Raw genomic sequence first — 26,377 nt, forward strand, 5'->3', positions numbered from 1 at the left:
AGAGGAACGTTTTGCGGGTAAAGATAATTAATCTAATTAACTGCATAATTGTATTTTGGGCAACAATATGGATAAACAATAACAAAAAAATGTTTAATTTCAGTCTTGAAGCAGCCTAAATGGCTAAAACCGAAATATACAGATGTCAAAATTTGTTAAAACCCAATTCTTAAACAATATATTTGTCACGATTTCGGTTTCTTCGAATTGATTTTAAATTGACATTTAGTTTTCGTTAACCAGATATTTGAACATGGAAAACCCGGAACAGGAGCAGCCAATACGAAAGGACTCAAATAAGATCTATTTTTTAGTTGCAGTAATTCTTGCCTTGCTTGGAACAAATACCTATTTGTTTTTTAAGGATAAAAAAGCCAATGACCGTATTGTTACGGTAAGTGATGAAAAAACCAGAATGCAGACTGAAATTGACAAAATTGAGGCTGAACTGGATAATGCAACAAGCAATAACCTGAAACTTTCTGAAGAAATGATGAAAGAACAGGAAATCGCTAGAGAAAAGATTGATAATTTAAGAAATGCCCTCAAACAGGGTCAACTCACACAAGGACAACTTGCAAAAACACAGGAAGAAATAAAACAACTCCGATATTTTGTTTCCAAATACTCAACTGAAATAGATGAACTAAAAAAACAAAATCAAGATCTCACGAGTGAGCGTAATGAACTCTTGTCAGCAGTTGACTCTGTAAGTACAAAAGCCAGTGAGCTTGAAAAGCAGAATGAGGAGTTATATACTAAAGTCCAGGCTGCGGCTGCGATAAAATCAGGAAATATATCAATATCAGCATATGCTATTCGAAATAATGGCAAAGAAAATATGGTTACCCGGGCCAGTACAACTGATAAGCTTAGGATAAGCTTTTCAATTGTGAATAACCCATTAGCTGAAAAAGGTGTTCATACTATTTATCTTAGGGTGATCGACCCCAGCGGCAATCTGGCAATCGCGAATAATGGAGGAATGTTTATTTCTGATGATGAGGAACTACAATATTCCTATAAAACAGCTGTAGAATTTGCTAATGACGGAAGGAGCTACAGCATAGACTGGTCGGATGGTAAAACTTACCAGAAAGGAATCTATACAATAATACTATACGCCGACGGATATACTTTGGGAAAAGGGTCGGTTAGCCTTAGATAAAAAAGGAATTCCTAATCAACCCGATCATCCTCTAATCCTGAGGTTCGATCAACGGTAGTTCTATATAAAATATAGTACCAGAATCCGGAACAGTATCAAATGTGATATTCCCATCAATGTTTTCAATAGCCTGCTTTACGAAGGCAAGTCCAAGTCCTGTACCCGAGCTTTTAGTCGTAAAATTGGGGGTAAATATCTTCCTTTCGAGTTCTGTATGCATACCCGTTCCATTATCCTTTATTTCAACACATACAGAACCAGACTTACGATACAATAGAATGTTTATAATACAATTTCTTTCATCCGCTTTGGCTTCGATGGAATTTTTAATTAAATTATTAAAACATCTTAAAATTTGATCCCTGTCTGCCTGGACTATAATATCCCTCCCCGCCGTATTTTCAAAATTAATGGTTGTATTTTCAGATTGCCTGTAAAGTATAATGGATTGCTCTATTATTTCATTCAGATTTACCTGCTCTAACTTAGTTTCGGGCATTTTAGCGAAATTGGAGAACTCAGATGCTATATGCGAAAGACTTTCTATCTGTTCAATAAATGATTTCGTGAAACGCTCAAATTTAGCCTCAAATTTTGGGTCATTCTCCTTCCAGGATTTTTCCAATAGTTGAACCCCAAGTTTTAATGGGGTTAGCGGATTTTTGATTTCATGGGCAACCTGCTTGGCCATTTCACGCCAGGCCGACTCACGCTCTGAACGTGCAAGTTTTTGAGCACTTTCATCAAGAGCAGATATCATCGTATTGTACTCGCTGATCAGATTACCGATCTCGTCATTCCGTTTCCAATTGATGTGTTCATTCTTAGCTCCAATTTTAGTATCGCGAAGAAGTTTTTGTATCAATGTCAGCGGACTGGTGATGCGACTAGCAACAAAAACAGCAAAAAAACCAATGGCCACAAAAACCAGGGCATAAACATTAATCAGGGCATTCAGAAATATGCCAATCCGATCCTGATAATCTTTTTCATTCGAAAAATAGGGTAAACCCAAATAAGCAATAACCTCACTTTTATTGTTGCGCAGGGGTACATAGGCCGAAATAAACGACAGGTTACCAATTTGCTCCCTGTTTATAAATTCTGATTTCTGTAATCTGTTTAAATATAAATATGCTAAAGCATTCATCCGGGGGGCAATTAAGCCATTCTCATAAATCTTAGGTTGAGTAGAATGCAGGAGTTCCCCATTCAGATCGAACAAATTCAGATCTACACCATTCAAATCAGCTAAGCTATTGAAGGCAACTTCTGCCTGCTCATCAGGAGTGGGCATCCCCATACTCACAATTTGCTTATTAATACCTGAAGAGATTTTTGCCACCTTATCCAGTACTGTATTTTCCTGCTGATCTCTATATTGCTGACTAATGTTTAAGAAAGTAATTATACCGGTTAACACAAGCGTAATCACAACTGCAGATACCATGGATAGTTGTATCCTCGTTTTATACAGCATTCTATTGGATGAGATCAGCAACCTCCACCTGAAATTCCGGAAACTGATATTATAATTTTGAAAACTGTTCCATAATAATTGTAAAACATATATTAAACCGGAAAAAAATAAAAGGATTAAAAAAATAAACGAAACGGAAGCAAGCTGAGTAAAGAGACTGTTAACTTCACGGCTAACAACTACAAGCTTACGCGGGTTTGGTTGAAAGACCAGATGATTATATTGGCGGCCATTATCATAATTATTGACATAAATATATTCCCTGTTCTTCCCGCGGAATTCAGTATTTACCAGATTATAAACATAACTCCCATGCTGGTTTAATAAGCGTCCATCACTATAATAAGCAAAGGAATAATTGTTTAGCTGAAGGTCTTCCTTAATTTTTCCATCAATCAGAAGCTCAGGGAATACCCCAACTTCATTCAGCCGCTTGGAATTGAGTTGTAAAACCAGGGTTCCTAACTTGTTATTATCTTCAATGATAGGCAATATGGCAAAGTATTGCTTAAATCCAAACGTGTTATTTCTCTGGTAAAAATATTCTGATACTTTTACCGAACCACTCAGAACCAGATTTTTGAAATTAGAAAGCGGAATACCCCTATCTCCCTGAAAGAACTCGTCTTTTTCATTGTATTCAAAGCTCTCAAAGTCATACCTGGATAAATAACCGGCCATATATAATTTTGTGAGCCTGTTACTTAAGGCACTGTGACTTGACAAAGGATCCTGAAAATAATCTGCAACAAATTTATCCCTGACGATTTCCTGTTCCAGATTATAGAACAATAGAATGGCATTGGGATCGACAGATGATTCCAGTTTCCCTGCCAAAATCTTACGACTTTCCTGCTCTTTAACAAACTGAAAATTCGATAATTTCAAGGAGCCAATGAGGGCGAATATCAATATACAAACAACAAGAGTGCCCCCCTTAATCTTCCCTTCTGAATTAAAATAGGCTTTACCTGCAAGAAAGAGCATCAGAGCAAATAGTAGATAATATATGGAAAACTCAGTGAAAAAATGATATATAATAGCTAGTAACAAGGCTACTATAAAAGTGATGAGCCGTTCTTTTGCATTGATATTCAATCTGGAAATTAAATCAAAAGAGAATGATATGATCAGATATAGATTCAGGATAGCAAAACAGAAAATCAGAAATCCAAACCAGCTCAACCAGGTAGAATTAAGAACATTGCTTACATCAAAGTTGATATTCGAATTAGTTACCAGTCCGTTAAAAAGGTAATCGATAACATAGGCACTAATGCAAATGAACAGGCCTGTTAAAAACAACAAAAAATAGCTGACTGGCTTGCTGAGATCAGAAAACGAAGTCAAAATATTATTACGGTAAGAGTAAATAAATACAAATACCCATGTAAAACATATAATATTTAGAAAAAAATCCCCTATAGAAGGAAAGAAATAGCTAGAAGCGTAATGCTTCGGATTAAAAAGTTCAATATCGAAATACTGGCTAAACCATTGGTATTGAAGATCAATTAACCTGAAAGCGAGAACTGAACTAAATAATAAAATAACAGCATAGCCAACATAACCTCTATCCGCAATAGAAATACAAAGGTGTGTTAAAGATATTAGTGCAAAAATAAGGGCTAATACCCACATCCATATCTCAAGATAACTGTAAAATGAATTTGATACCGGTGTTCTGAGCTTTACAGAAAATAAATATTTACCGCTCAGATTGCGGATATTAAACACCTCCTTATCATTCAAACTGGCTATGTCTAATGTGTTTGAGGATAACAGGTCTGGTGAAAAGCTATTCCTCAAATATTCATTCTGATAGGGATAATCAGCCATAATTGGAATATAGCAAATAACAGAAAAGTTTCCCCAGGTCCTTTTTATAGCTTCATAATATCCATTTTTCCAATTGATAAATGTGATACCTTCCCTAAGCAGGCTATCAGTTTCTAAAACGATACGGATCCCACTCCAAAAACTGAGTTTACCATTTTCAAAGGTCTCGATATAAATATCTTCCTTTTCACTGAACTCAGAAATGATAAATTGAGCCCATTCTCCATTGCTATTGATATTTTTCAGGGAGTCACGGATGGCTGAATTATTCAGTAACTGATCAACTAACTTTTCTTTCCTGTGAAGACGCCGTTCGACTTTCCGGGCTTCCAGACTAAGCACCTCATCATCCTGAATAGTATAATTTATGGTTAAAGCAGTGCATGCAAAGCCAATGGCTAGCAAAAAGAGAAGTAGCCGAATTTTCAAATTTCCGCTCAAAACGTTGTATTATTAAGGAAGGTAAAATATTTGTTGAACAAAAATCAAGCCCCTTCTGGGAAATTTAAACGATTAGTTTAATAATTCCGCGCTAAATGCAGGTATACTCCGATCTACCTTCTTTACCAGACCCTGCAATACACTTCCTGGACCCACTTCAGTAAATGAAGTTGCTCCATCATGGAGCATTTTTTCAATAGTTTGTGTCCAGCGTACGGCTCCGGTTAACTGTGAAATCAAATTATGTTTAATATTGGCTACATCAGTGTATGGTTTTGCGTCAATGTTCTGATATATAGGACAAATCGGTTCATTAAATTCTGTATTCTCAATTGCTGATTGTAGTTCAACACGTGCAAGCTCCATTAAAGGGGAATGAAAGGCACCCCCAACATTCAACTTAATGGCTCTCTTTGCTCCGGCCTGCATTAATAATTCGCAAGCCCTGTCAATTCCCTCTATTGATCCTGAAATAACCAACTGACCAGGACAATTATAGTTGGCAGGGACGACCACATCACTGATTCGCGCACAAATATCTTCAACCGTATAATCATCTAGCCCCAGGATTGCCGCCATAGTAGAGGGTCTGATCTCACAAGCCTTTTGCATTGCATTAGCTCGGGCACTTACCAATCGTAAACCATCTTCAAATGATAAAGCCCGGGCAGATACCAGTGCAGAAAATTCACCCAGCGAATGGCCTGCAACCATGTCGGGCTGGAATTCACTTTTCAGTTCTTTAGCAAGAATAACAGAATGCAGAAATATGGCAGGCTGTGTTACATTGGTCTGCTTCAGTTCTTCATCATTACCTTCAAACATAATATCCGTAATCCTGAACCCAAGGATCTCATTTGCACTTTCGAATAAATTTCTGGCCGCTTCAGAATGATTGTAAAGATCCTTACCCATCTCTGGAAACTGGGCACCCTGTCCCGGAAAAATATATGATTTCATATTTGATAAAGCCCTTTCAGGCAATTTGTTTAAAATATTTCTATTAACTAAACTTTTTTAACTTAAACTTGCAGTAATAAGCCTCAAAAATTCTGAACGTGTAGTTTCATTCACAAATGCCCCTGTAAATGCAGATGTAGTAGTAACCGAATTCTGCTTTTGTATACCTCTCATCGACATACAGAGATGCTTACATTCTATCACAACTGCTACACCTGCCGGATTAAGAGTATCCTGAATACAATCACGGATTTCATTCGTTAATCGCTCCTGAACCTGTAAACGACGTGCAAATGCATCTACCACCCTCGGAATTTTACTAAGACCCACAATATGGCCATTGGGAATATAGGCAATATGAGCCTTGCCAAAAAAGGGCAGCATATGATGTTCGCACATTGAAAATACTTCAATATCCTTTACCACTACCATTTGGCTATAATCCTCCTTAAACATTGCGCTGCGCAAAATTACTTCAGGTTTTGCATCATAACCATGTGTGAGAAACTGAAGGGCTTTTGCGACCCGAATGGGGGTTTGCAGCAGTCCTTCACGGTCCGGATCTTCTCCGAGGTCGGCTAAAATTCCCTTATAATGTGATGCAATCCTTTGAATCTTATCCTGATCGTAACTATCAATCTTGACATATCCGTCAATCTTATCAATCTCTGTATTATTACTTTTTATACCCATATTTTTGGCTTCAATTCCGTCAATATTATCCGAAATACTCTACAAAATTATTTTCTGTTTCAAATAATTTTATTGAATGCAAAATAGCTCCCTGGGTTTCTACATGAGGTTTAAGAACCTCAAAAATCGTAACAGCAAGAACCTCCGTTGAAGCCATTTTACCCTTCATAAAATCAACATCAAGATTGATGTTTTTATGATCCAATACATCAGTGATGTATACAGTGATGATTTTTTTTAATTCTTTCAGGTCAATCACAAAACCTGTCTCAGGGTTGATTTCTCCCTTTACTGTGACGAACAGTTCGTAATTGTGACCGTGCCAGTTTGGGTTGGAACATTTTCCAAATATTTCCAGATTTTGTTCCTCACTCCATTCTTCCCTGAATAGCTTGTGTGCAGCATTAAATCGTTCCCTGCGGGTAATATATATCATTTTCAGCAAATTAAAATGCAAATATACTTAAACTAAAAATGCCTAAAGGACAAATTAAGCTAATTGCGTAACTTCGCTTGATGAATATACTTCTTGTAGCCGCCACTCAGGCCGAGATTAATCCATTTCTGCTTCATCATGGATTCCAGGAGTTTCCGGTCAGGGAAAAAACAATTGGCGAATATCAAGTTAGCATTCTGATCAGCGGTATTGGAATGGTCGCTACAGCCTTTGCCATGGGTAAGCATTGCGCTGAGAAAACATACGATCTTGCAATAAATGCAGGCATTGCAGGTAGTTTCGATCCAACAATTCTGCCGGGTGATTTATGCCGGGTATCAGGAGATATCCTTGCAGAATTCGGTGCCGAAGACGGTACTGATTTTCTAAATGCTGAGGCTATTGGTTTGGGCAAAAGCCTGTTTTATGCGGCTTCTTTAGACGGGTTTCCCAAATATAATCAACTAAAAAAAGTTAGAGCAGTAACCGTAAATAAGGTTCATGGGAATGAAAAGTCAATCGCTGAATTTGTCGAAAGGTTTCATCCCCAGATTGAAACAATGGAAGGAGCTGCATTTTTTTATTCCTGCGAACAAGCCGGTATTCCAGGGATACAGATCCGGGCAATATCAAATATTGTGGAACGCCGAAACAGGGAGAACTGGCAAATTGAACACGCAATAAAAAACCTGAACGATACCCTTATTCAACTTTTCAACGCATGAAACTGAGCCTCGGATTTTCACCCTGCCCTAACGATACCTTCATTTTTGATGCGATGATCCATCAAAAGATCGATACCGAAGGACTCAGCTTTGAGGTAATCTTTGATGATGTTGAAACTCTCAACCAAAAAGCTTTCAGAGCTGAACTTGATATTACCAAACTGAGTTATCATGCCTATGCATACCTGACTGAAAAATATGTTTTGCTTCATGCAGGCAGCGCACTTGGTTTCGGGGTAGGCCCATTGTTAATTTGCAATAATGAAGACTATATTTCTACTGATAGTTTGGCAAGTCTCAGACCTCAGACTTCAGGCATCAGACCTCAAACTTCAGACCTCAGACCTCAGACCTCAGACATCAGACCTCAGACATCAGACTTCAGACATCAGACTTCAGACCTCAGACATCAGACTTCAGACCTCAAATCACAGACCTCAGACCCCAGCATAGGTATACCCGGAAAGTACACAACAGCTAACTTCCTACTGAGTCTGGCCTTACCGGAGGCAAAAAATAAAATTGAAATGAAATTTTTTGAGATTGAATCCGCCTTATTGAATCATCAGATCGATATGGGTGTGATCATCCATGAAAATCGTTTCACCTATCAGGAGAAAGGCCTCAAAAAGATTATCGATCTGGGTGAGTTTTGGGAGAATCTGACCAAAGGTCCTATTCCATTAGGGGGTATTATGATCAAAAGGGATCTTCCGGAAGAAATAAAACAAAAAGTGAACCGCATCATTCGGCGAAGCGTTGAATATGCATTTGATCACCCCGAATCGGGAATGGATTTTATCTGCTCACTTTCTCAGGAAATGAGTTTGGAAGTCATTAAAAAACATATTGATTTATACGTCAATAAATTTTCCATTGATTTGGGTGAAGCAGGAAGAAAAGCCGTTGAAACCTTTTTTAAGGAGGCCCATAAAGCCGGTATCATCCCCGAAACGAAACAAAACTTATTCTTATAATTGTAGAAATAGACTTAAACAGTTAGTATGATCATTATTACAGGCGCAGCAGGATTTATCGGAAGTTGTTTGGTTCAAAAATTAAACGATGAAGGTTTTTATGACCTGGTGCTGGTGGATGATTTTTCCAGTGAGATCAAGAATAAAAATTTTGAGGTTAAACGCTATTCCAAAAAAGTAGAAAGGGAGGTCTTTGCAGAATGGCTGCAAGAAAACCATTTACATGTACAGTTTGTATTTCATATTGGCGCCCGTACTGACACTACCGAAATGGATGTTAATCTCTTCAATCAGTTGAACCTCGATTATACCAAAACCATCTGGAACATCTGCACTGAATTTGGCCTTCCGCTCGTTTACGCTTCATCAGCAGCTACCTACGGATTAGGGGAACATGGCTATGATGATGATGAATCAAAGATTCCAATGCTGAATCCCCTGAACCCCTACGGTGAATCCAAAAATGACTTCGATATCTGGGCATTAAAGCAGGAGAAGAAACCTTATTTCTGGGCAGGACTGAAGTTTTTCAATGTGTATGGGCCTAATGAATATCATAAAGGACGCATGGCCTCCGTGATTTTCCATACTTTCAATCAGATCAAAAAAACAGGGGCTATGAAATTATTCAAGTCACATAATCACAATTTTAAAGATGGCGAACAAATGCGCGATTTTGTTTACATCAAAGATGTAGTCAATGTTTTATATTTTCTGATGCACCACCGTAAAGATTCGGGAATTTATAACCTGGGTACAGGTAAAGCAAGAACATTCCTTGATCTTGCAACAAAAACCTTCGAGGCAATGGATGCACCCCTCTCCATCTCATTTGTTCCCACACCTGAGGACATCCGTGAAAAGTATCAGTATTTTACAGAGGCAAGTATGGAAAAGCTGAGGTCTATTGGTTATAGCCTTGATTTTTATAGTTTGGAAGAAGGTGTTGAGGATTATGTTAAAAATTATCTGGTGCCGAACAAATATTTATAAGTCCATTCCTGTCCGTAGAGTTAGCGCAGAGTCTCTACGGATTATCAAATATTGAGGAGTCTTCAGACTCCTCACACATAAACAACAGCAATCAAACCTTTTCCATGTCCGTAATAATCAATTCCAGAAGAATACAAATAGTCCTGCTCAAATCTCACAATTCCTGCTCTAACTGGGTTCTGATGTAAATATATCATCCTCGAAAGCAATATTTCTGGTGTTGAACACTCAACCGGATGATTATCCTGTTGCCAAAATTGAAAGATTTCATTTCTCTTATTCCACTCACCTGCCTTTTTAAAAATCCATAGCATCCATTTTTTTCTGCTTTCTTGTGGATTATCCCTGATCGCTTTAACAATTGCAAAGGAGCTGTACTTTTTAAAATCCCTGATCACGTCAGAAAGTCGGGTAATACCATTTGTAGATACAATTAAATGAATGTGATTACTCATGATACACCATGAATGAATATTCAGGCCTTTTTTCTCCTGACAAAATTTTAAACTGTCTACTAAAATATCTGCATAAATTTTTCTACTAAAAACATCTACCCATTCTACAACTGAACAAGTAATGAAGTGAACAGCATATTGATCCCTGATCTGAAACCCTCTATCTGACATAATAAGTGAATTTATACCCGAGTCTGTCCCGTATGTACGGGATATTTTATTCTCAATACTGAATATACCCTGGAATATTTATTGTGGGAATTATACTTAGTGAACGGTATTTGCAGAGGATAAACGGTATTTTATTCTAACAACAAGTCGAAAGCTATTTTTCTTGTAACCCCTGTCCTTAGAGCGAAGCGTAGCGTATCTAAGGATTTGTGAATAAATTGGAGTCTTTGACTCCAACAAAATATAATTCTTCAGCGCGGCGAGTCGAAAGACTCTTTTTTATTGTACATCCGTAGAGACGCTGCGCTGAACTCTACGGACAGCGGGTAATACGGACAGCGGGTAATACCTGTCCGTAGAGACTCCAACTATCGGGCTAAAGCCCCATGTAAATTTCATCACATTTTGCTCAATGTTGGGCTGAAGCCCGCCCGGATGAACTCCATTCGGACTGGCCCGAAAACGAGCAAAATCTTAGCCCCAGCTAAAGTTGGAGCCTATTGAATAAGCTTGCTAGTGTGCTGTCATAAACTGTACAAGAGCAATTTACTGTTGTACTAAAAAATCGATTTTTGTAATCGCTGGTAACTCCACGGACAGAAGGGAGGGGTTTTTTGTTGCGAATTATTAACTATTAAGTTTTTAACTTTAAGTAATGACACCAGCCGAATATAACCTCCTAATAGGACTGCTAAGTGCTGTAGTACTTGTTCTGCCATTTACAGGTAAAGTTTATGATGGTAGAAGGAGAATCATAAACAGAATTCAGGTTAAGGGGTGGATCATTATTATTTGCTTTTTTTCAGCATTGTTAGTTACCTATCTCAAAGATGTTGATGCTGAATTGGAAGAGAATAGAAAAGAATTACTTATTCAACAGGGACAAGCAAAATCTGATTCCATTGTTAAATCAGGTCGTTTAGAAGTAATTAAGGAACTAGCTAAGTATAATCTTGGACTTGAAAATAAACAGAATACTGTTATTAAGCTGATCAGAGATTCAGCAAAGAGGATAGTAAATATCAATTCAAGTGTATTACCATCCCTTTCTATTAATAAAATAACTCTTGAAAAGGTAAGTTATCCTGATCATCTATATCAAATCGAATTGATTTGTACCAACAACAATGCGTATAAGATTAATTTAAAATTATCTACAATTTCAGAGGGCAGTAACGGTTACGTTTATAATAAACGCGTTCCATTTTATTCAAGTGGAGGGAGTTTGAATTCGGGAGCAATAGCAACTTCAGGCGTTCACGTTGAAATTAAAGATAAAACTTCCACAAAGATTCATTTCCTAATTGAGGGTACATATAGAAATCTCGAAGGGAAAGTTATTCCCGTATTAGAGCTACTTTACTACGATCTAACATTAAATAAAGGTATGATGCTTCTTCCAGAACCGGAACATTCCCATCTATTGAAAATCTTTAGAGACTTGGCTGCAAAATTCTAAATCTCCATTTTGAATTGGCCCTTCTACCTGTCCTACCTGTCCGTAGAGTTTAGCACAGCGCCTCTACGGATTGTCAAATATTGAGGAGTCTTCAGACTCCTGGCACACTTACCAAAGGAATACATACCAGAGGAATACAAATATTTATAGATCCTCCCTCAGATCAACCGTATTTTTTACACTTAAACGTGAAGAAATCCCCGAAGCAATTACTGAAACAGTCAATACCGTACAAAAGACAAGAATAAAGTCTGTTAATTTAATCCCTACAGGATAATGATCAATAATCAGGTTAGCTCCTGACATTGCAATGAATCCGAACTTTTGTTGTAAAAGAATGAAGGCCAGTCCGGCAGCCATACCAATAAAACAACCCAGCATAGAGATCATCATACCTTCAATAAAAAAGATCCCCCTGATCAATTGCCTGTTTGCCCCAAGGCTGCTCAGGATGGCTATGTCCTTACGCTTATCAATTACAAGCATGGTTAAGGAGCCGATAATATTAAAGATCGCAATGATCAGCACAAAGGTGAGTATCAAAAAAATTGCCCATTTTTCTGAATTCAGGATCTTATACAACAATTCATTCTGCTGACTGCGGTCCTTGACAATGAATTTCTCTCCCAGCAGGTTATTTATTTCTTCATGAAGTTCGTCAATAGCTGTACCGGGTACCGTGTTGATCTCAATAAAAGAGATCAATTTATCCTCAGAAAGCAGGGTACGGGCAAACTGAATCGGAACTATCACCATGTTATCGAACTCCTGCTGTACTGTAAAAACCCCTGCAGGATAAATAGAACGAACATTAAATTCATCAGCCGGATTGATGGAATTTGAAGCGCCTTTTTTAGGGGAATAAATATCCAGTGTTTGAAACTCGTTATTGAGATTTACCGATAAAGAATTTTGAATACCTGAACCGATTACCGCCATGTCCTTTCCCAAATGATGGAGTGTAAAACTACCGCTGGAAATAACCGAATCGAGGCCGGTTCTGTTTTTCAAAAAGCCTTCGCTAACTCCTTTTATGAGTGCAATCGACTGACTATCCCCATACCTGACTAATGCCTTTTCTTCCAAAACTTCTGTATAGTTAAGGACCCTTTTGTCATTTTTCAGATTTATAAGCTGGCTGTATGATGGGTCAAAAGTTTTTCCTTCGGCAGGCTCTATTCTAAGTTCAGGGCTAAAGGTATTGTACATGGAGAGTACAATATTTTCAAAACCATTGAAAACCGAAAGAATGATAATCAATGCTGCACTTCCGACAAATACCCCAAGCATTGAGATTCCCGAAATGAAGTTAATGGCATTAACAGATTTCTTCGAGAACAAATACCTTTTGGCGATATAGTAAGATGTGTTCACCCTCTTTATTATTCAGGTCAGCTTAAAAAAGGATTGAATTGCTTTTCAAAACCTATACTTGTGGCAGGTCCATGCCCGGGATAAACCCTGGTTTCATCTGGCAGGATGAACAATTTTTCACGTATATTCCTGATCAATTGGTCATAATTGCCACCGGGCAGATCCGTACGCCCAATACTGCGGTAGAACAAAACATCACCGCCAATTAAAAAATTTTCTTCCTTGTTAAAAAAACAGAGATGAGCTGGTGAATGACCGGGTGAAAAAATCAGTTCCAGCTCAGATTCCCCAAATTTTACTATTCCGCTTTCAGACAGATAGACCTGGGGTAAAGGGGAAACTTCATAACGGATTCCCATTTGGGGAGCATAGGAAACTATTGAATTTAGTACCATTTCCTCTCCCTTGTGAAATTGGGGAAACAAGCCATAAGTATCATAAATGAACTTATTCCCGAGGACATGATCGATATGGCAATGGGTATTCAGCAATAAAACCGGTTTCAGGTTATTTTCAGCGATGTACTTCAGAAATGCATTCTGTTCTTCACCACTATACATACCTGGATCAATGATTACACATTCCAGTGTATCATCATGAAGGATATATGTATTTTCCTGGTAAGGGTTAAAGGCAAAGGATTTAATCTGGATCATAATTACAAAAGTACCAAATTCCTTCCGTTTAATGCTGAAAGTAGCGCTTATGGATTAATTGAGTGTCGGGTTTTGACGGCTTAATCTATAAATCATCAGTGCTGCCCGCTGTATAAGTAAAGGGAACTCTTTCAGATTGATTAATTCACCCGGTTTATGGGCACCGCTTCCGGAAGCCCCCATTCCATCAAGGCTGTCTACATATTTCGCAATATCTGAAATATCACCCGCTCCGCGTGCGCCTGGATCTCCCGCATTTGTAGCGCCAATACCCATATCCTGAGTAATACGGTCGAGATATTTAACAAGATTATAGTTTCCTTCAGTAGGCTCCATTGCAGGTAATCCATCAGTAAATGAAATGCTGGCAGAAGTTCCATTAAGATTTTGAGAAACAATGGTCCTCATCCTTTCTCTGGCATTATCCCGCTGAGCTTCTGAAATAAAACGAAGATCCCCCGCTACAAAAGCTGCCGGAGGGATAATATTGGTTTTACCAATAGCTTCCATTCTTGCATTTGCAGGATCGAGTCGAATCTCTGAACCACCACTGATCAAACCAGGATTGAAAGTCAGATATTTCTCATCCTTCAACTGAATTCTGAACTCATTAATGATGCGTGCAGCCTCATAAATAGCTCCATAACCTGCATTTTCACTGAATATACCTGCTGAATGACCCGTTTTTGCTGTCACATTCAATGTCCAGCCACCTATACCTCTTCTGGCTACTGCAACAGTATTTAATCCCTGTGCACCTTCGAAGCCCAAAGCAATATCTGTTGTTTTTGCACGCTCAATGAAATCTTTTCTTGCCACCTCATGCGGAGAACCCGAGCTTTCCTCATCTCCGGTGAAATAAGCAATAATCTGGGTGTTTTTTAAAAGGCCAAGTTCATGTAATGCTTTCAGAGCAGATATCATGACTACGTTACCACCTTTCATATCATTCACTCCCTGACCGGTTGCAGTAGAATCGTTCAGTTTCTGGTAGGGACTGAATTCCATATCCAACTCAAATACGGTATCCAGATGACCGATCAGAAAAAGACGTTTACCCTGATTGCCCTTACGGCTGGCTACCAGATGACCGGCACGACGTAATGAATCGGGCAAATCAACCCATTCTGTAGTGAAGCCAAGCTTATCAAACTCCCGGCGGTAAACCGCACCAACTTTTCTTACTCCTTCCACATTCAGTGTTCCGCTATTGATATTGACTGATTCAATCAGTAATTCTTCAGCTTCACCATAATGGGCTTTTAGATAATCAATTATCTTCTTTTCCTCAGAGTTTAGCTGAGCTGAGGCACTTTGTGCGATGATTAGCAGGAGAAACAGATAAAACGCTTTCATGGATTTTCAATTTGTTGGTAAAAGCCAAACAGCTAAGATAATTGTTGGATTGAATCTTTCACATCCTTTGGATGTATTTTGTACGGAAACAATAATAATGATGCTATAATAGTAGTAGATTACAGGGTAAAGTGTTGAAAGGCGATATTGGCATTGCTAAAAAAATCTTAACCTGAGTCGATATAATAAGGGTAAAAAATACGGTTATAATTGGTCTGATGAGAATCTGAAGACTTTACAATTGATTTTTGGAAACCAATGCTTGTGGGTTTTAGGCTGGTTTAGCCCTTTCCTCCGGAGTATTTCCGGCAAGAAATCACGTTCTATTTCAAATTACGAATAGCCGGAAGATACCTCCTTCGGCAAGGTTTATTTTACCCGGAGCTGTATTTCATCGGGAAGGACAGCCCGGCAAAAGGACCATTTGCCATTTGAAATAAACCCGGGTGGCAGCTGTAGATTTTTGCCGGGCAGATTTTTATATTATAAAGGAATTTATAGGCAAAAACTACGGCAGAACACGGGACTGCTGGAACCGAAGAATCACAGACCTTGCTTTCTAAAACAAAAGAAAATAATCAACCTAAGTAGTCATGCAAGATTTTATATTGATCTCAGGTTAACTTATTTTCTAAAAAAATAGCTGTTCAGTTTTTCCATTTAAAGGTTTTGATCATCTGGTCTATATCCTTTTTAACAAAATCCAAAACCGGCTGTATTGAATCGAGCCTTGGTTGTTCATTAAAATAAAGGGCTCCCCTAAGATAGTTTTTAGTACTGTCTGTCAGAAAAAATTGAACAGAAGATGCCGTATTTCCATCAATGGAATAATAAATCCCATAAACCTTTTCTTTGGGATAGGAGATTATTCCCTCATCTATTGCGGTAGCCTTAACAGTATGTTTAAATGCAAATGTCCTTGCATCTTCAGTAAGCTGATTTAACTCTGCTGCAGAGGAGATTGGCTGATAACTTAAATGGATTCGACCATTGAATTGCGGATAATTAATATTCAGCCAGCATGGTTGAGAATTCCTGCTACTATCCTGCTGGACTTGTGCATATTCCGGAAAATCAAAGGTATAGGGGCAGTCGCCTGTGTAAGTCTGGTATTTATTTTCAGGGAATTCAATTCTGAAATAGCCCCGTGGTTTTGGAGAGTATTCGGTGCCACAAGAAATAAAAAGGAAAGCGCACAAAAGTAAATGATATGGAAAGCCTGCTTTCATCAGCGATTCCATATTTCCCAGGATTTTTCTGCCTGCAAATGCAGCATTTCCATCCCATTCTTAATGGCAGCGCCTTTCGCTTTCCCCCGTTTAAGAAACTCCGTTTCTGCAGGATTATACACCAGGTCATATAAAAGGTGTTTATTGCCCAGTAATTCATAAGGAATATCCGGACATTCCTTAATATTTGGAGCGGTACCAAGAGGAGTTGTATTGATGATCAATAAATACTCATTCAGAATATCTGCAGTCAATTTTTTATAACTTAACTGCTTGCGAATGTTTCTTCTTGAAACAAATCGATAAGAGATTCCTAATTTACCAAGAACATAGCCAACGGCCCTCGAGGCACCCCCGGTTCCAAGTACCAAAGCCTTTTGATGATGCTTTTTTATCAGGGGCTTCAAAGATTCTTCAAAAGCATAGGCATCGGTATTATAGCCCTCCAGCCTGACATTCAATGAAGAAAGCTCTCCGCTGAAAAATGCTTCCACAGGCTGATGATTTACAATTTTTATACAGTTTACTGCATCAATCTCTTTTGCAGCCGGGTCTATCTTATCCAGATAATACATAACTCCGATCTTATGAGGCACTGTCACATTTAGTCCGCACAAGTCAGGAATGCTTTTAATCAGATCAGGAAGATCGCTTAGATTTGGAAGTGGGTATAATTCATACTGATGGTTATCAAGCCCTTCATTCAAAAATTTTTCGGTAAAATATTTTTTTGAGAAAGAATGTGTCAGCGGATAACCTATCAGGCCGTATTTTTTCATACTAAAAAAATTGATAGCTGGCTTTATGAGGTAAAAAAATACCTCAGCCTATTTTGTTTCCATATTCAGAAAATGATCGAAAGTATCACTTCTCAATCCCAAACGTAATGTTTCGACCGGAATAACATCAGCAGGTGCAATATTCCCAAGATTGATATTGGTTCCAATCAATTTTATGAACCAAACCTGTTGAGCCTTTTGTGGTGCTTCCCAGATGATTGTTTCAGCAGGAATCTGAGTTAAAATTTCATCTACAAGACCCTGTCTTACTTCCCCTGAATCACGATACAAACCAACATTTCCACTTTCCCGTGCCTCAGCAATCACCTTCCATGCTCCAGCCTCAATCTCGGCTTTCATCAGGCTGATCCACTTATAAGGGGCAAAGATTTTTGCTGCATCCTTTGAGCCAACTTCAGAGATAACAGTAACTTGTTCACTAAGCTTTCTGATATACTCACATTTTTCTTCGTGATCTATGGTAATTGATCCATCAGAAACTTCCGCAAACTTCATATCGTATTTATCAAGTATCCGGCGATAATCATCAAATTGATTTCTTATTATAAATGCCTCAAAGAGAGTCCCGCCAAAGTAAACCGGGATATTAGCATCTCTGTAAATTTGTAATTTATTTTCGAGATTGGGTGTTACATAAGATGTGGCCCAGCCTAATTTTACTATATCAGTATGTGGTCCTGCAACTTCCAGGAAATCTTCTATCTGACGTACACTTAGTCCCTTATCCATAACCATAGTCAGGCCATTCTGACGCGGTTTTTGTGTACGCTCAGGGATATTCTTTAGAGTATAATTCATCTGTTATTATAATTGATTTTTGAATGCCTTTCAATGTAATCCATTTTTAAATTCAGGCTATTCACTCAGATGCAAATCTCCAAAAAAAAATCAAAACCTAAAGGCTAATATTTTATTCGCTTATTTAACGGGTATAACGGTTAATAATATCAACAATTACCTTATTTTCATGTAGTTGAGGCAGGTATTCAAATAATATATGGTGTTTTTCCGGATCAGAGTTCAATGCTGTCTCGAGGTAGATAAGCGCTTCACTGAACTGATGAGCCGCAAACAGATAAGCCACCATTCTGTAATATAGTTCTGCTGAGTCGGGGTTGTTTTTAATTCCATCGGAAATGATTTCGATTGCCGAATCCAGCTTATCCTGCTCAAATAAAATGGATGAATAATCCAACCAGGCCTCAATATCCACCGGATTTAATTCCAGCACCTTTTCATAGGCCTTTTCCGATTCAGGTAACTGCTTGAGTTTATACTGGGCATCCGCAATTGCGAACCAGTAATCTGCATTTTTATCGTCCAGATCCAGTGCTTTCTTATAAAAATAGAGCGATTCAAAATACCTTTCCTCAAAATCAAGCGTTACCCCGATACCAAACCAGGCATCAGATTGTGAGGGATCTAATTTCACTGATTTTTTATAATATGATCGCGCCTCGTCCATGCGCTCGAGTTTCTCATAACATTCGCCAATGGCACAATAAGTATCACCACTTGGCGGTTCGTATTCAAATGTTTGCTTATATACCTCAATAGCATCAGCATAGCGGTCGAGATGAACCAGTGCATTGCCCTTATTGAAATAGGCAGAAGCAAAATTATCCTTGATCAAAATGGCGTAATCATAAGCATCAATTGACTTTTCAAACAAATCCATCTTATTAAATGCGTTACCCAAATTATACCAGGCTGCATAAGAATAAGGCTCATTGTCTATGTACTGCTCATAAAACTTAATGCTTTCTTCCTGCTTATCTAAAACATCATAGCAGAAAGCGAGTTCATAAAGAGCATCCTGATTCTCCATATTCTGCTGCAGGCATTGCTTAAGATAACCAACAGAATTTTCATAATCGCCCATACTTTGGTAGACATAGGCTATATGAAGCAGGATTTCATCCGTACTTTCAGCAAGGGTCAATGCCTTTTCATAATTATCCAATGCATCCTGATGACGCTCCATACCCTCATAAACATTGCCCCTGATGGTATAAATATCCGCTTCTGAAGGCTCCAGAGTTTCGGCTCTGCCCAGTGATTCAAATGCAAGATCAAACTGATTGGTTGCCACATAAAGCTGGGCCTGCTTAATTGAAAATACTGCTGCGAACGGATGCTGATTAATGGCATACTCAGTAACCTGTAATGCTTTAATCGGATCGTTTTTCTCAATATAGTATTCAATTATATTTTCAAATGCCTGAGCATCAAAAAAATACTGATCCTGATTACGGATCATCTCTTCATATCTTTCTACCGAAAATCTGGGATCTTCGGAAAAACCAAACTCAAAATCTTCTTCCATCCTAAAATAATACGATTAAGAACGTTCTCCCGGCCAATTCTGTATAGCGTATCGGCCATATTTATTTTAAATTAAGGCAAATCGCTATTTGTTTTGCTTTTATTTTTCAACATCCTGACAAACTTATCCTAATCAGCTGAAAATAAATAAATAAAAAGGGCTGTTTTGTTGGATTATGATTTATAATAAAGCATTCCAATGCCCTTGGGAGAATTGCTTAACTTTAACAAAAATACGAAATTTTATGCAAATAGATATTTTACCGGTTCTACAAGCCCTTGGAATCCAGTCAGTCAATGAAGCAAGCAGTACAGGAAAAGCCTGGAATAGCAATGATCAGCAAAATGTGCAGGTTATTTTCTCGCCAGTGGATGGAAAAGGGATTGCATCGGTAAGGTTCGCAAATAGTGCGGATTATGAAAACACGGTTCTGAAAGCTGAGGATGCATTCAGGGCATGGCGTACCTGGCCTGCTCCCAAACGGGGTGAAGTGATCAGGCAATTGGGGGATGCACTACGGCAGCACAAGACTGATCTGGGTAAGCTTGTAAGTTATGAAATGGGCAAAAGTTTGCAGGAGGGTTATGGTGAAGTACAGGAAATGATCGATATCTGCGATTTTAGCGTAGGATTATCGCGTCAGTTATACGGACTGACCATGCACTCAGAAAGACCGGCCCACCGGATGTATGAGCAATGGCACCCGCTAGGTATCGTTGGAATTATTTCAGCCTTCAATTTTCCTGTTGCTGTTTGGGCATGGAATATGGCAATTGCTCTCGTCTGTGGCGATGTATGTATCTGGAAACCTTCAGAAAAAACCCCGCTGACAGCTATTGCATGCCAGCGCATCTTACAAAAAGTATTTGAGGCAAATGATGTTCCGGAAGGGGTATCATGCCTGTTGCTTGGAGACCGCAGCATTGGAGAACTACTGAGTCATGATAAACGCATTGGCCTGGTCTCAGCAACCGGTTCAACCCGTATGGGAAAGGCAGTCGGGGCAGCAGTTGGGGCACGACTGGGCCGGAGTTTACTGGAACTTGGAGGAAATAATGCCATCATCATTTCTAAAGATGCAGATCTTGAAATGTCGCTGGTAGGTGCCGTTTTCGGGGCAGTTGGTACTGCCGGACAACGCTGTACTTCCACACGCAGACTGATTATTCACGAAAGTGTATATGATACCTTCAGGGATAAGCTGGTGAATGCATACAGGCAATTGAAAATAGGTAATCCGCTTGATGAAAATATGCATGTAGGTCCGCTGATTGATATAGACGCTGTTAAGGCCTACCTGAGCTCTATTGAAAAATGTAAGGCTGAAGGTGGCAATTTTGTAGTAGAAGGTGGTGTACTTGAAGGAGAGGGTTATGAATCAGGATGCTATGTTAAACCATGTATTGCAGAGGCAAAAAATGAATTTGAGATCGTCCAGCATGAAACCTTTGCCCCAATTCTATACCTCATGAAATATAAAACCCTTGATGATGCAATCGCTATGCAAAATGCGGTTCCGCAGGGGCTTTCATCAGCCATTATGACCTTAAACCTGCGTGAAGCGGAGCAGTTTCTTTCCAGTGCAGGATCAGATTGCGGTATAGCCAATGTGAATATCGGTACTTCAGGTGCAGAAATCGGAGGGGCTTTTGGTGGCGAAAAAGAAACCGGAGGTGGCAGGGAATCGGGATCAGATGCATGGAAGGCTTATATGCGTCGCCAGACTAACACAATTAATTATTCGGATAAACTACCGCTTGCGCAAGGGATTAAGTTTGATCTATAAAGAAAAAGGCTCAGGGGCTTTAATTAAATATTATCCTAACTATTTAGGTATAATTGAATTTTTTTTAACCACATAGAAACATAGTTTTTATTCAATTGAAAGACGTTTCAATTCTTTAGAGAAATCATAGCTATATGTACCAAGGCATTCGGCTATTAAAACCTTTTACTATGTTTCTATGTGGTTTATTAGATTATTTATACAGTCAATTAATTGCACTCAAGGGGTTATACTGATCAATTTTTTAGCTTTATTAGAACATAAGCATCTGCAGAAAGCAAATCTTTATTGTCATTAAAGTTTATTCGATTGAATAATATTTGAAGGCTCAGACCATCAAATTCAAGGTTCTGTGAAAGCAGTTGTCTGGAGACCTGTAAGGCTTGTTTATCAGCTAATTTCTGCTTCTTCAATTCCACGTCTAATTGATTGATTAAGGTATCCAGGATTATAAATTTTTCTTCAGACCCATAAATTACTTTCAATTTATTCTGATTTACTAAACGGCTGATCAGCAATTTTCTGGCATTTATGATGTTTGACAAAGTATCAGTTGAAATACTCAGCGGGAGCATATAATCTGCTCCATTCAATGGGAGAAGGTCCATATTAAAGGCTTCAACCAGATTCATTCCCAGATTCAGTTTAGAACCGTTTGTCTCATCCGGCTGAAGGTTTAAATAGGTGTAAAGCCAAAGTTTCTGCCTGCTTTTTATCTCCCATTTACTGGTACGGGAGTCATATTTTTTCTTCGCGTTAACAGAAAACAATGAATCCTCTACCAGTCCCGGATCCCGCTTTAGAATTGGGCTGAAACTTTCCAGGCCGTGCATATTCACAAGGTAATCTACAATATTAATCATCCGGCTCATATCATCTTTCGCGGGCTTATGCTTCAATGCACTGATCTTATCACCCTCCAGTGACGCATATTTTTCGAACAATTGTTTCAGTTCATTGATCTGGGATCTTCTTGATATAGAAAATGCCCCTTGCGGACCATAAGCAGAAAAAATCGTTACCAGACATAAACTGAACGGTATAATCATAATATTCTGCTTTTTTGAAAGCAGGAAATAGGCGTTAATGAAAGACAACCAGGCCGCCAGAATGATCAGAAAATAACGTTCCTCAGTAATTCCATAGTCTATTACTCTTGCCATTACTGCCCATATCAGCAGGAGTATCAATGGAATGAGCACATAATAAAAACTGCGGCTGAATGTATTCAACCATTTATTTTCTTCCTGATTTCTAACAGGATAAATGAGAAGCAGAGATAAAATCCCAAAAACTGCATAGCCGAGTATTAAATTAGAAACCAGACCTTTAGGGAGTTCCCATTCAATCAGGATCTTAGCTTCATAGGCTAGAAGTATAATTGCGTATACGGTAGCCAGTGGAATAAGAACAAACTGGGTGAATATTTTTAGTCCGCCGGGATAGGTTTTATACTCCTCAAGTTCATTTAAATTCGCAGGCACTCCCGAAAGGAAGAACACGGTTTGAAAGATCCCTGCTATCCAAACCCAAAGTATCGCAAAGGTATCCCACTCAAACTTAAAATTAAACAGGAAATTCATAGATCCAATGGCAGCGGCAAGACCAAGAAACAAAGCTGCACTATACAGCCCGCCGATTAAAAAGCGAAGGAAAATGGTCTTGTTGAATTGCCAGAACGCATTGATATGACCCTTCCCAAAATAAGCAGCAAATGAAACTAAAAGATGAAAGGCCAGAGCCAGTAAAATAAATCTGAAATAATCCGTTTCGCGCTTCAATGGGTCGATCAAAAAAAATAAAGCCACAACAATTATTATGACCAAAGCCCTAAACAAGTTTTTTTTCAGGACTGAATAAGAATTGTTTTCTAAAAAAAGACTAAGTGAAAGGGATAAAACAAGACCCAGATTAGCCAGGAGGATAAGCCTCATGGCTAGGCTTTCTGCCGCCAGATTAAGGTCACTAATTTCTATGAAAACAGTTGCCGCCACAGTTCCCAGCAGAGCAAATCCCATTTCAAGCGGGAAGCGGTACAAAACACTCCTTATGGAATTGAGAAAAGTCTGCAGGGAAGGAAATTTCATGAATAGTAATTTACCTAAAGATACTAAAAGCTTAAATTAACGAGAGTTCGATATTAAACTAGCTAAAGATTAATATTTAACCACATAGATTGACTTTTATTATGCTTTATAGGGAACATAGATTGAAGCGAAGCTTCAAGGCTATCTGTGCCTAAAATTCAGGTTAGAAGCTATAAAATGCTATGTTTCTATGCGGTTTTTAAAATATTAGTCGAGATCACGTTAAATTATTGTCACTTAATAATCAGCTAACCAATAACTTATATCCCTTGCCATGCACATTGATAATCTCCACCTTGGGATCTTCTTTCAGGTATTTACGTAGCTTACTAAGGAAAACATCCATACTCCGGCCATTGAAGTAGTTATCATCGTGCCAGATTGAAATCAATGCTTCTTCGCGGGTTAGAACCTCATTTTTTTTGAGACATAAAAGCCTGAGCAATTCTGCTTCCTTGGTTGATAACTTCTGCTGGGAATCAGCATTTGTGATCAGTTGTGCGGTGTAATCAAATTTATAATTACCAATGTCAAACTTTGATTGCTGATCTGAAGCTTCAGACTTTTCGGGGTCAGATACCCGTTTAAACAAAGCATTGATTCTTAAAAGCAATTCTTCTATACGAAATGGTTTGGTGATATAATCATCCCCGCCTAAATTATATGCCTCAGCTTTATCCTCGATCATGGTCTTCGCTGTTGCAAAAATTATCGGAATATGTGGGTTTAAGCGTCGAATTTCTTTACCCAGTGTAAAACCATCCTTCTTGGGCATCATCACATCGAAAATACACATGTCAAAATGGTCCTTGTTAAAAGTCTTCAGAGCTTCCTCACCATCCTGGCATAGAACAACTTCAAATTTTCCCTTTAATTGCAAATAATCCTGTAAAAGCATCCCCAGATTTGGGTCGTCTTCAGCTAGTAATATTTTTTTCATATCAAGAATCCCGAAAAAGGAAAAATATTTTTTAATTCAACCTGTACTCAATTAAGCCACAGGTTTCAAAGGAAGACTTATCTCAAATTCTGATCCAAGATCTTTTTCACTCTTCACCCGTATTGTTCCGCTAAGACGTTTAACAATATTATTAACATAGCTTAAACCTAAACCAAAACCTTTTACATCATGCAGATTCCCTGTAGGAATTCGGTAGAACTGATCAAAAATCTTTGACAACTGATCCTTGCTCATACCAATCCCTTTATCTGCAACCTGTATTATGAGATTTTTCCCGGAGATGAACGTACTGATCTTTATCTGAGGATCCTCGGGACTATATTTATTTGCATTATCAAGCAGGTTAAAAATCACATTCGAAAGGTGTAGTTCATCTCCGGTAACTATAGAATATTTTGCCTTTAGATCGAGCTCAATGCTGGCATTCCGCTTTTGAAGTTGCAGGGACATGCTGTCTACAATCGCTGAAAGAAGATCATTCATATCCACATCCCGGTGTTCAAGTTTCAGATCACCTTTTTCAATTTTTGCGATATTAAGTACCCGTTCAATATGGCTACCAAGTCGAACATTTTCATCGTAAATAATATTGGCCAGACGTTCAATACGGCTCTTATCAGTAGTTAGTTCCGGATCTTTCAGAGCCTCACTTGCGATCATAATGGTAGCAACCGGAGTTTTAAACTCATGGGTCATATTATTGATAAAATCAGTCTTCATTTCTGATATCTTTTTTTGCATCAGGATAGAATGAATGGTATATCCGAAGCTGAAGATCAATACCAGCAATAAGCCCCCCGACAAACCCATCATGGCGGTCATATTAGAAAGAATGATAGAGTTTTTATCGGGAAAGGTAATGGTCAGCATTCCAGCATCTCTGATCATATCTTTAGGAAAGAGCGGAGTTTCGTAACTATTATAAGGCAGGAATTTCGTTTGATTAGAAGCTCGGGTAAAGATTAGAGAGTCCCTTTTTGCAGAAGTCACTTTGTATTCATAATCACTCAAAATCGAGAGATTACGTAGTTCAGCCCTGAGCATGGAGTCTAGAGTTAGGGGGTGAACGCGTTTATTCAATGGAACATCAACTTCCCTGTATTCCTGATAAAGGTCCTTAAATACATCCTCTTTGTTTTCCTTCCCTTCGGCAAAATACTGTTTCACCTTTTGTACTCTGGTATATTGTTCAGCATCCTGCGCCTCAGGCGGGCGCTTTAGGTTCCTTAACCTTGGTCTTGGAATTGTTCTAAGAAATGCACCTTCAACAGGGTCAAACACAATATATTGAGTCACGGAATCAGGTAATTGGCCCGGGGCGGATCCGATTATTGCAGCATTGATTTGTGGATGACCTTTTGATGCTCTTGAAATAGTTCTTCTCGTTTGCTCATGTATCTGACCAAATGCATCCTCGACCTGAAAGACATCCACCCGCAGGTTATATTCAAGATCTTTCAGTTCAGAAGCTGTAACCGCATCATTAAATGAAACCACATTTGGATATCTTGCTCTAAGCAGGCTATCCCGGATCATGAATATACTATCAGCTTTTCTTTGTTGAACCAACATGTAGGTTTCATCTGACATTCTTGGCTTTCTACGTTTGGTCCAGACAGGTTTTTCAGGATCAGGTGCAAAAACAGGAGCACTTTTGATAATCGCCGGTTCAGGAAGGTTGATAAACTCCGCCTTTTTTTCAAGAAAATTATTTGCATCTTTTTTTGCAAGCCTTTCAACTACATTATTCAAGGCTTCGTGCACCGACTGGTCAAACAAGCGCGATTGAAGCTGGTAAGATTGCCTGAAAAAATACCATTGCATTCCCATTACCCCCAGCAAGGCAGTTGCCATTAAAACAATAATTAAACTTATGCTTTTACGCTTCATCCCGAAACAAAAATACGCAACACTCTCTATGTCAATATAGTTTTAACATATTTTAACAAAGCATTAACAAAATCCAATCAAGCAGCCTTTTACATTTGGTTCACCAAGAGGGTGA

At 38.6% G+C, this 26,377-nt stretch carries 21 protein-coding genes; 6 read left to right on the forward strand and 15 right to left on the reverse strand.

What is annotated here, in order from left to right:
• Positions 1–253 precede the first annotated feature (253 nt).
• Positions 254–1,168 (forward strand): hypothetical protein, encoded by a 915-nt coding sequence (locus Q8S11_RS08255; protein WP_305661611.1) that lies wholly within the window; start codon positions 254–256, stop codon positions 1,166–1,168.
• A gap of 31 nt (positions 1,169–1,199) precedes the next feature.
• Here Q8S11_RS08255 and Q8S11_RS08260 read toward each other — a convergent pair whose 3' ends face one another.
• The 4 genes from Q8S11_RS08260 to Q8S11_RS08275 form a co-directional block, all read right to left on the reverse strand.
• Positions 1,200–4,916 (reverse strand): ATP-binding protein, encoded by a 3,717-nt coding sequence (locus Q8S11_RS08260; protein ID WP_305661612.1) that lies wholly within the window; start codon positions 4,914–4,916, stop codon positions 1,200–1,202.
• An 84-nt stretch (positions 4,917–5,000) separates the two neighbouring features.
• On the reverse strand, positions 5,001–5,888 hold the full coding sequence (fabD, locus tag Q8S11_RS08265) for an ACP S-malonyltransferase (protein ID WP_305661613.1): 888 nt from the start codon (positions 5,886–5,888) through the stop codon (positions 5,001–5,003).
• A 57-nt stretch (positions 5,889–5,945) separates the two neighbouring features.
• Positions 5,946–6,581, reverse strand: coding sequence for a GTP cyclohydrolase I FolE (folE, locus tag Q8S11_RS08270; protein ID WP_305661614.1), 636 nt, complete (start codon positions 6,579–6,581; stop codon positions 5,946–5,948).
• A 25-nt stretch (positions 6,582–6,606) separates the two neighbouring features.
• Positions 6,607–7,017, reverse strand: a complete 411-nt coding sequence (locus tag Q8S11_RS08275) for a 6-carboxytetrahydropterin synthase (RefSeq protein WP_305661615.1) — start codon at positions 7,015–7,017, stop codon at positions 6,607–6,609.
• An 80-nt stretch (positions 7,018–7,097) separates the two neighbouring features.
• On the opposite strand from Q8S11_RS08275, the gene mqnB reads away from it, so the two are divergent.
• The 3 genes from mqnB to rfaD are packed head-to-tail and all read left to right on the forward strand — an operon-like array spanning position 7,098 to position 9,712.
• Entirely contained in the window at positions 7,098–7,742 is a 645-nt protein-coding gene (mqnB, locus tag Q8S11_RS08280; RefSeq protein WP_305661616.1) for a futalosine hydrolase, read from the forward strand.
• Positions 7,739–8,719 carry a menaquinone biosynthesis family protein gene (locus tag Q8S11_RS08285; RefSeq protein WP_305661617.1) on the forward strand — a complete coding sequence of 327 codons (981 nt, stop codon included), beginning with the start codon at positions 7,739–7,741 and terminating at the stop codon, positions 8,717–8,719. The genes mqnB and Q8S11_RS08285 overlap by 4 nt, the downstream gene beginning before the upstream one ends.
• A 27-nt stretch (positions 8,720–8,746) precedes the next feature.
• Positions 8,747–9,712 (forward strand): ADP-glyceromanno-heptose 6-epimerase, encoded by a 966-nt coding sequence (gene rfaD / locus Q8S11_RS08290; RefSeq protein ID WP_305661618.1) that lies wholly within the window; start codon positions 8,747–8,749, stop codon positions 9,710–9,712.
• 71 nt (positions 9,713–9,783) lie between these two features.
• On the opposite strand, the gene Q8S11_RS08295 is transcribed toward rfaD, so the two are convergent.
• Positions 9,784–10,338, reverse strand: a complete 555-nt coding sequence (locus Q8S11_RS08295; RefSeq protein ID WP_305661619.1) for a transposase — start codon at positions 10,336–10,338, stop codon at positions 9,784–9,786.
• A 655-nt stretch (positions 10,339–10,993) separates the two neighbouring features.
• Between Q8S11_RS08295 and Q8S11_RS08300 the strand changes: the two genes are divergently transcribed.
• On the forward strand, positions 10,994–11,797 hold the full coding sequence (locus tag Q8S11_RS08300) for a hypothetical protein (protein ID WP_305661620.1): 804 nt from the start codon (positions 10,994–10,996) through the stop codon (positions 11,795–11,797).
• 144 nt (positions 11,798–11,941) lie between these two features.
• Here the strand turns inward: Q8S11_RS08300 and Q8S11_RS08305 are convergent, their stop codons facing one another.
• From Q8S11_RS08305 to Q8S11_RS08335, 7 genes are all read right to left on the reverse strand, one after another.
• Entirely contained in the window at positions 11,942–13,171 is a 1,230-nt protein-coding gene (locus tag Q8S11_RS08305; RefSeq protein WP_305661621.1) for an ABC transporter permease, read from the reverse strand.
• 17 nt (positions 13,172–13,188) lie between these two features.
• Complete coding sequence (locus Q8S11_RS08310) at positions 13,189–13,827, reverse strand: MBL fold metallo-hydrolase (protein ID WP_305661622.1); 639 nt, start codon at positions 13,825–13,827, stop codon at positions 13,189–13,191.
• A 54-nt stretch (positions 13,828–13,881) separates the two neighbouring features.
• Positions 13,882–15,183, reverse strand: a complete 1,302-nt coding sequence (locus Q8S11_RS08315; RefSeq protein WP_305661623.1) for a M20/M25/M40 family metallo-hydrolase — start codon at positions 15,181–15,183, stop codon at positions 13,882–13,884.
• Positions 15,184–15,830: 647 nt separating this feature from the next.
• Entirely contained in the window at positions 15,831–16,424 is a 594-nt protein-coding gene (gene gldD / locus Q8S11_RS08320) for a gliding motility lipoprotein GldD (protein WP_305661624.1), read from the reverse strand.
• A complete protein-coding gene (locus tag Q8S11_RS08325; protein WP_305661625.1) occupies positions 16,412–17,191 on the reverse strand; it encodes a shikimate dehydrogenase in 780 nt (259 codons plus the stop codon). Before Q8S11_RS08325 ends, gldD begins: the two co-directional genes overlap by 13 nt.
• A gap of 48 nt (positions 17,192–17,239) precedes the next feature.
• Complete coding sequence (locus Q8S11_RS08330) at positions 17,240–18,010, reverse strand: phosphosulfolactate synthase (RefSeq protein ID WP_305661626.1); 771 nt, start codon at positions 18,008–18,010, stop codon at positions 17,240–17,242.
• A 124-nt stretch (positions 18,011–18,134) separates the two neighbouring features.
• Positions 18,135–19,538 carry a lipopolysaccharide assembly protein LapB gene (locus Q8S11_RS08335; protein ID WP_305661627.1) on the reverse strand — a complete coding sequence of 468 codons (1,404 nt, stop codon included), beginning with the start codon at positions 19,536–19,538 and terminating at the stop codon, positions 18,135–18,137.
• A gap of 244 nt (positions 19,539–19,782) precedes the next feature.
• On the opposite strand from Q8S11_RS08335, the gene Q8S11_RS08340 reads away from it, so the two are divergent.
• Positions 19,783–21,324: an aldehyde dehydrogenase family protein gene (locus tag Q8S11_RS08340; protein WP_305661628.1), complete on the forward strand. Its 1,542-nt coding sequence runs from the start codon at positions 19,783–19,785 to the stop codon at positions 21,322–21,324.
• Positions 21,325–21,560: 236 nt separating this feature from the next.
• Here Q8S11_RS08340 and Q8S11_RS08345 read toward each other — a convergent pair whose 3' ends face one another.
• The 3 genes from Q8S11_RS08345 to Q8S11_RS08355 all read right to left on the reverse strand — a co-directional run bounded on the left by Q8S11_RS08345 (position 21,561) and on the right by Q8S11_RS08355 (position 26,226).
• Complete coding sequence (locus Q8S11_RS08345; RefSeq protein ID WP_305661629.1) at positions 21,561–23,411, reverse strand: DUF4153 domain-containing protein; 1,851 nt, start codon at positions 23,409–23,411, stop codon at positions 21,561–21,563.
• A 244-nt stretch (positions 23,412–23,655) separates the two neighbouring features.
• On the reverse strand, positions 23,656–24,351 hold the full coding sequence (locus Q8S11_RS08350) for a response regulator transcription factor (RefSeq protein ID WP_305661630.1): 696 nt from the start codon (positions 24,349–24,351) through the stop codon (positions 23,656–23,658).
• Between the two features lie 51 nt (positions 24,352–24,402).
• Positions 24,403–26,226, reverse strand: coding sequence for a sensor histidine kinase KdpD (locus Q8S11_RS08355; RefSeq protein WP_305661631.1), 1,824 nt, complete (start codon positions 26,224–26,226; stop codon positions 24,403–24,405).
• Between the last annotated feature and the right edge of the window lie 151 nt (positions 26,227–26,377).

The organism is Daejeonella sp. (assembly GCF_030695525.1).
In the GTDB taxonomy this organism is placed as follows: Bacteria; Bacteroidota; Bacteroidia; order Sphingobacteriales; family Sphingobacteriaceae; genus Daejeonella.

Bases quoted from the DNA above. Each gene is read 5' to 3' on its own strand.
- Q8S11_RS08315 (WP_305661623.1), bottom strand. From the start codon at position 15,183: ATGAAAGCGTTTTATCTGTTTCTCCTGCTAATCATCGCACAAAGTGCC.
- mqnB (WP_305661616.1), top strand. From the start codon at position 7,098: ATGAATATACTTCTTGTAGCCGCCACTCAGGCCGAGATTAATCCATTT.
- Q8S11_RS08295 (WP_305661619.1), bottom strand. From the start codon at position 10,338: ATGTCAGATAGAGGGTTTCAGATCAGGGATCAATATGCTGTTCACTTC.
- Q8S11_RS08325 (WP_305661625.1), bottom strand. From the start codon at position 17,191: ATGAAAAAATACGGCCTGATAGGTTATCCGCTGACACATTCTTTCTCA.
- fabD (WP_305661613.1), bottom strand. From the start codon at position 5,888: ATGAAATCATATATTTTTCCGGGACAGGGTGCCCAGTTTCCAGAGATG.
- Q8S11_RS08310 (WP_305661622.1), bottom strand. From the start codon at position 13,827: ATGATCCAGATTAAATCCTTTGCCTTTAACCCTTACCAGGAAAATACA.
- Q8S11_RS08285 (WP_305661617.1), top strand. From the start codon at position 7,739: ATGAAACTGAGCCTCGGATTTTCACCCTGCCCTAACGATACCTTCATT.
- Q8S11_RS08335 (WP_305661627.1), bottom strand. From the start codon at position 19,538: ATGGAAGAAGATTTTGAGTTTGGTTTTTCCGAAGATCCCAGATTTTCG.
- gldD (WP_305661624.1), bottom strand. From the start codon at position 16,424: ATGGAATCGCTGATGAAAGCAGGCTTTCCATATCATTTACTTTTGTGC.
- Q8S11_RS08355 (WP_305661631.1), bottom strand. From the start codon at position 26,226: ATGGCAACTGCCTTGCTGGGGGTAATGGGAATGCAATGGTATTTTTTC.
- Q8S11_RS08340 (WP_305661628.1), top strand. From the start codon at position 19,783: ATGCAAATAGATATTTTACCGGTTCTACAAGCCCTTGGAATCCAGTCA.
- Q8S11_RS08300 (WP_305661620.1), top strand. From the start codon at position 10,994: ATGACACCAGCCGAATATAACCTCCTAATAGGACTGCTAAGTGCTGTA.
- Q8S11_RS08345 (WP_305661629.1), bottom strand. From the start codon at position 23,411: ATGAAATTTCCTTCCCTGCAGACTTTTCTCAATTCCATAAGGAGTGTT.
- rfaD (WP_305661618.1), top strand. From the start codon at position 8,747: ATGATCATTATTACAGGCGCAGCAGGATTTATCGGAAGTTGTTTGGTT.
- Q8S11_RS08275 (WP_305661615.1), bottom strand. From the start codon at position 7,017: ATGATATATATTACCCGCAGGGAACGATTTAATGCTGCACACAAGCTA.
- Q8S11_RS08330 (WP_305661626.1), bottom strand. From the start codon at position 18,010: ATGAATTATACTCTAAAGAATATCCCTGAGCGTACACAAAAACCGCGT.
- folE (WP_305661614.1), bottom strand. From the start codon at position 6,581: ATGGGTATAAAAAGTAATAATACAGAGATTGATAAGATTGACGGATAT.
- Q8S11_RS08350 (WP_305661630.1), bottom strand. From the start codon at position 24,351: ATGAAAAAAATATTACTAGCTGAAGACGACCCAAATCTGGGGATGCTT.
- Q8S11_RS08255 (WP_305661611.1), top strand. From the start codon at position 254: ATGGAAAACCCGGAACAGGAGCAGCCAATACGAAAGGACTCAAATAAG.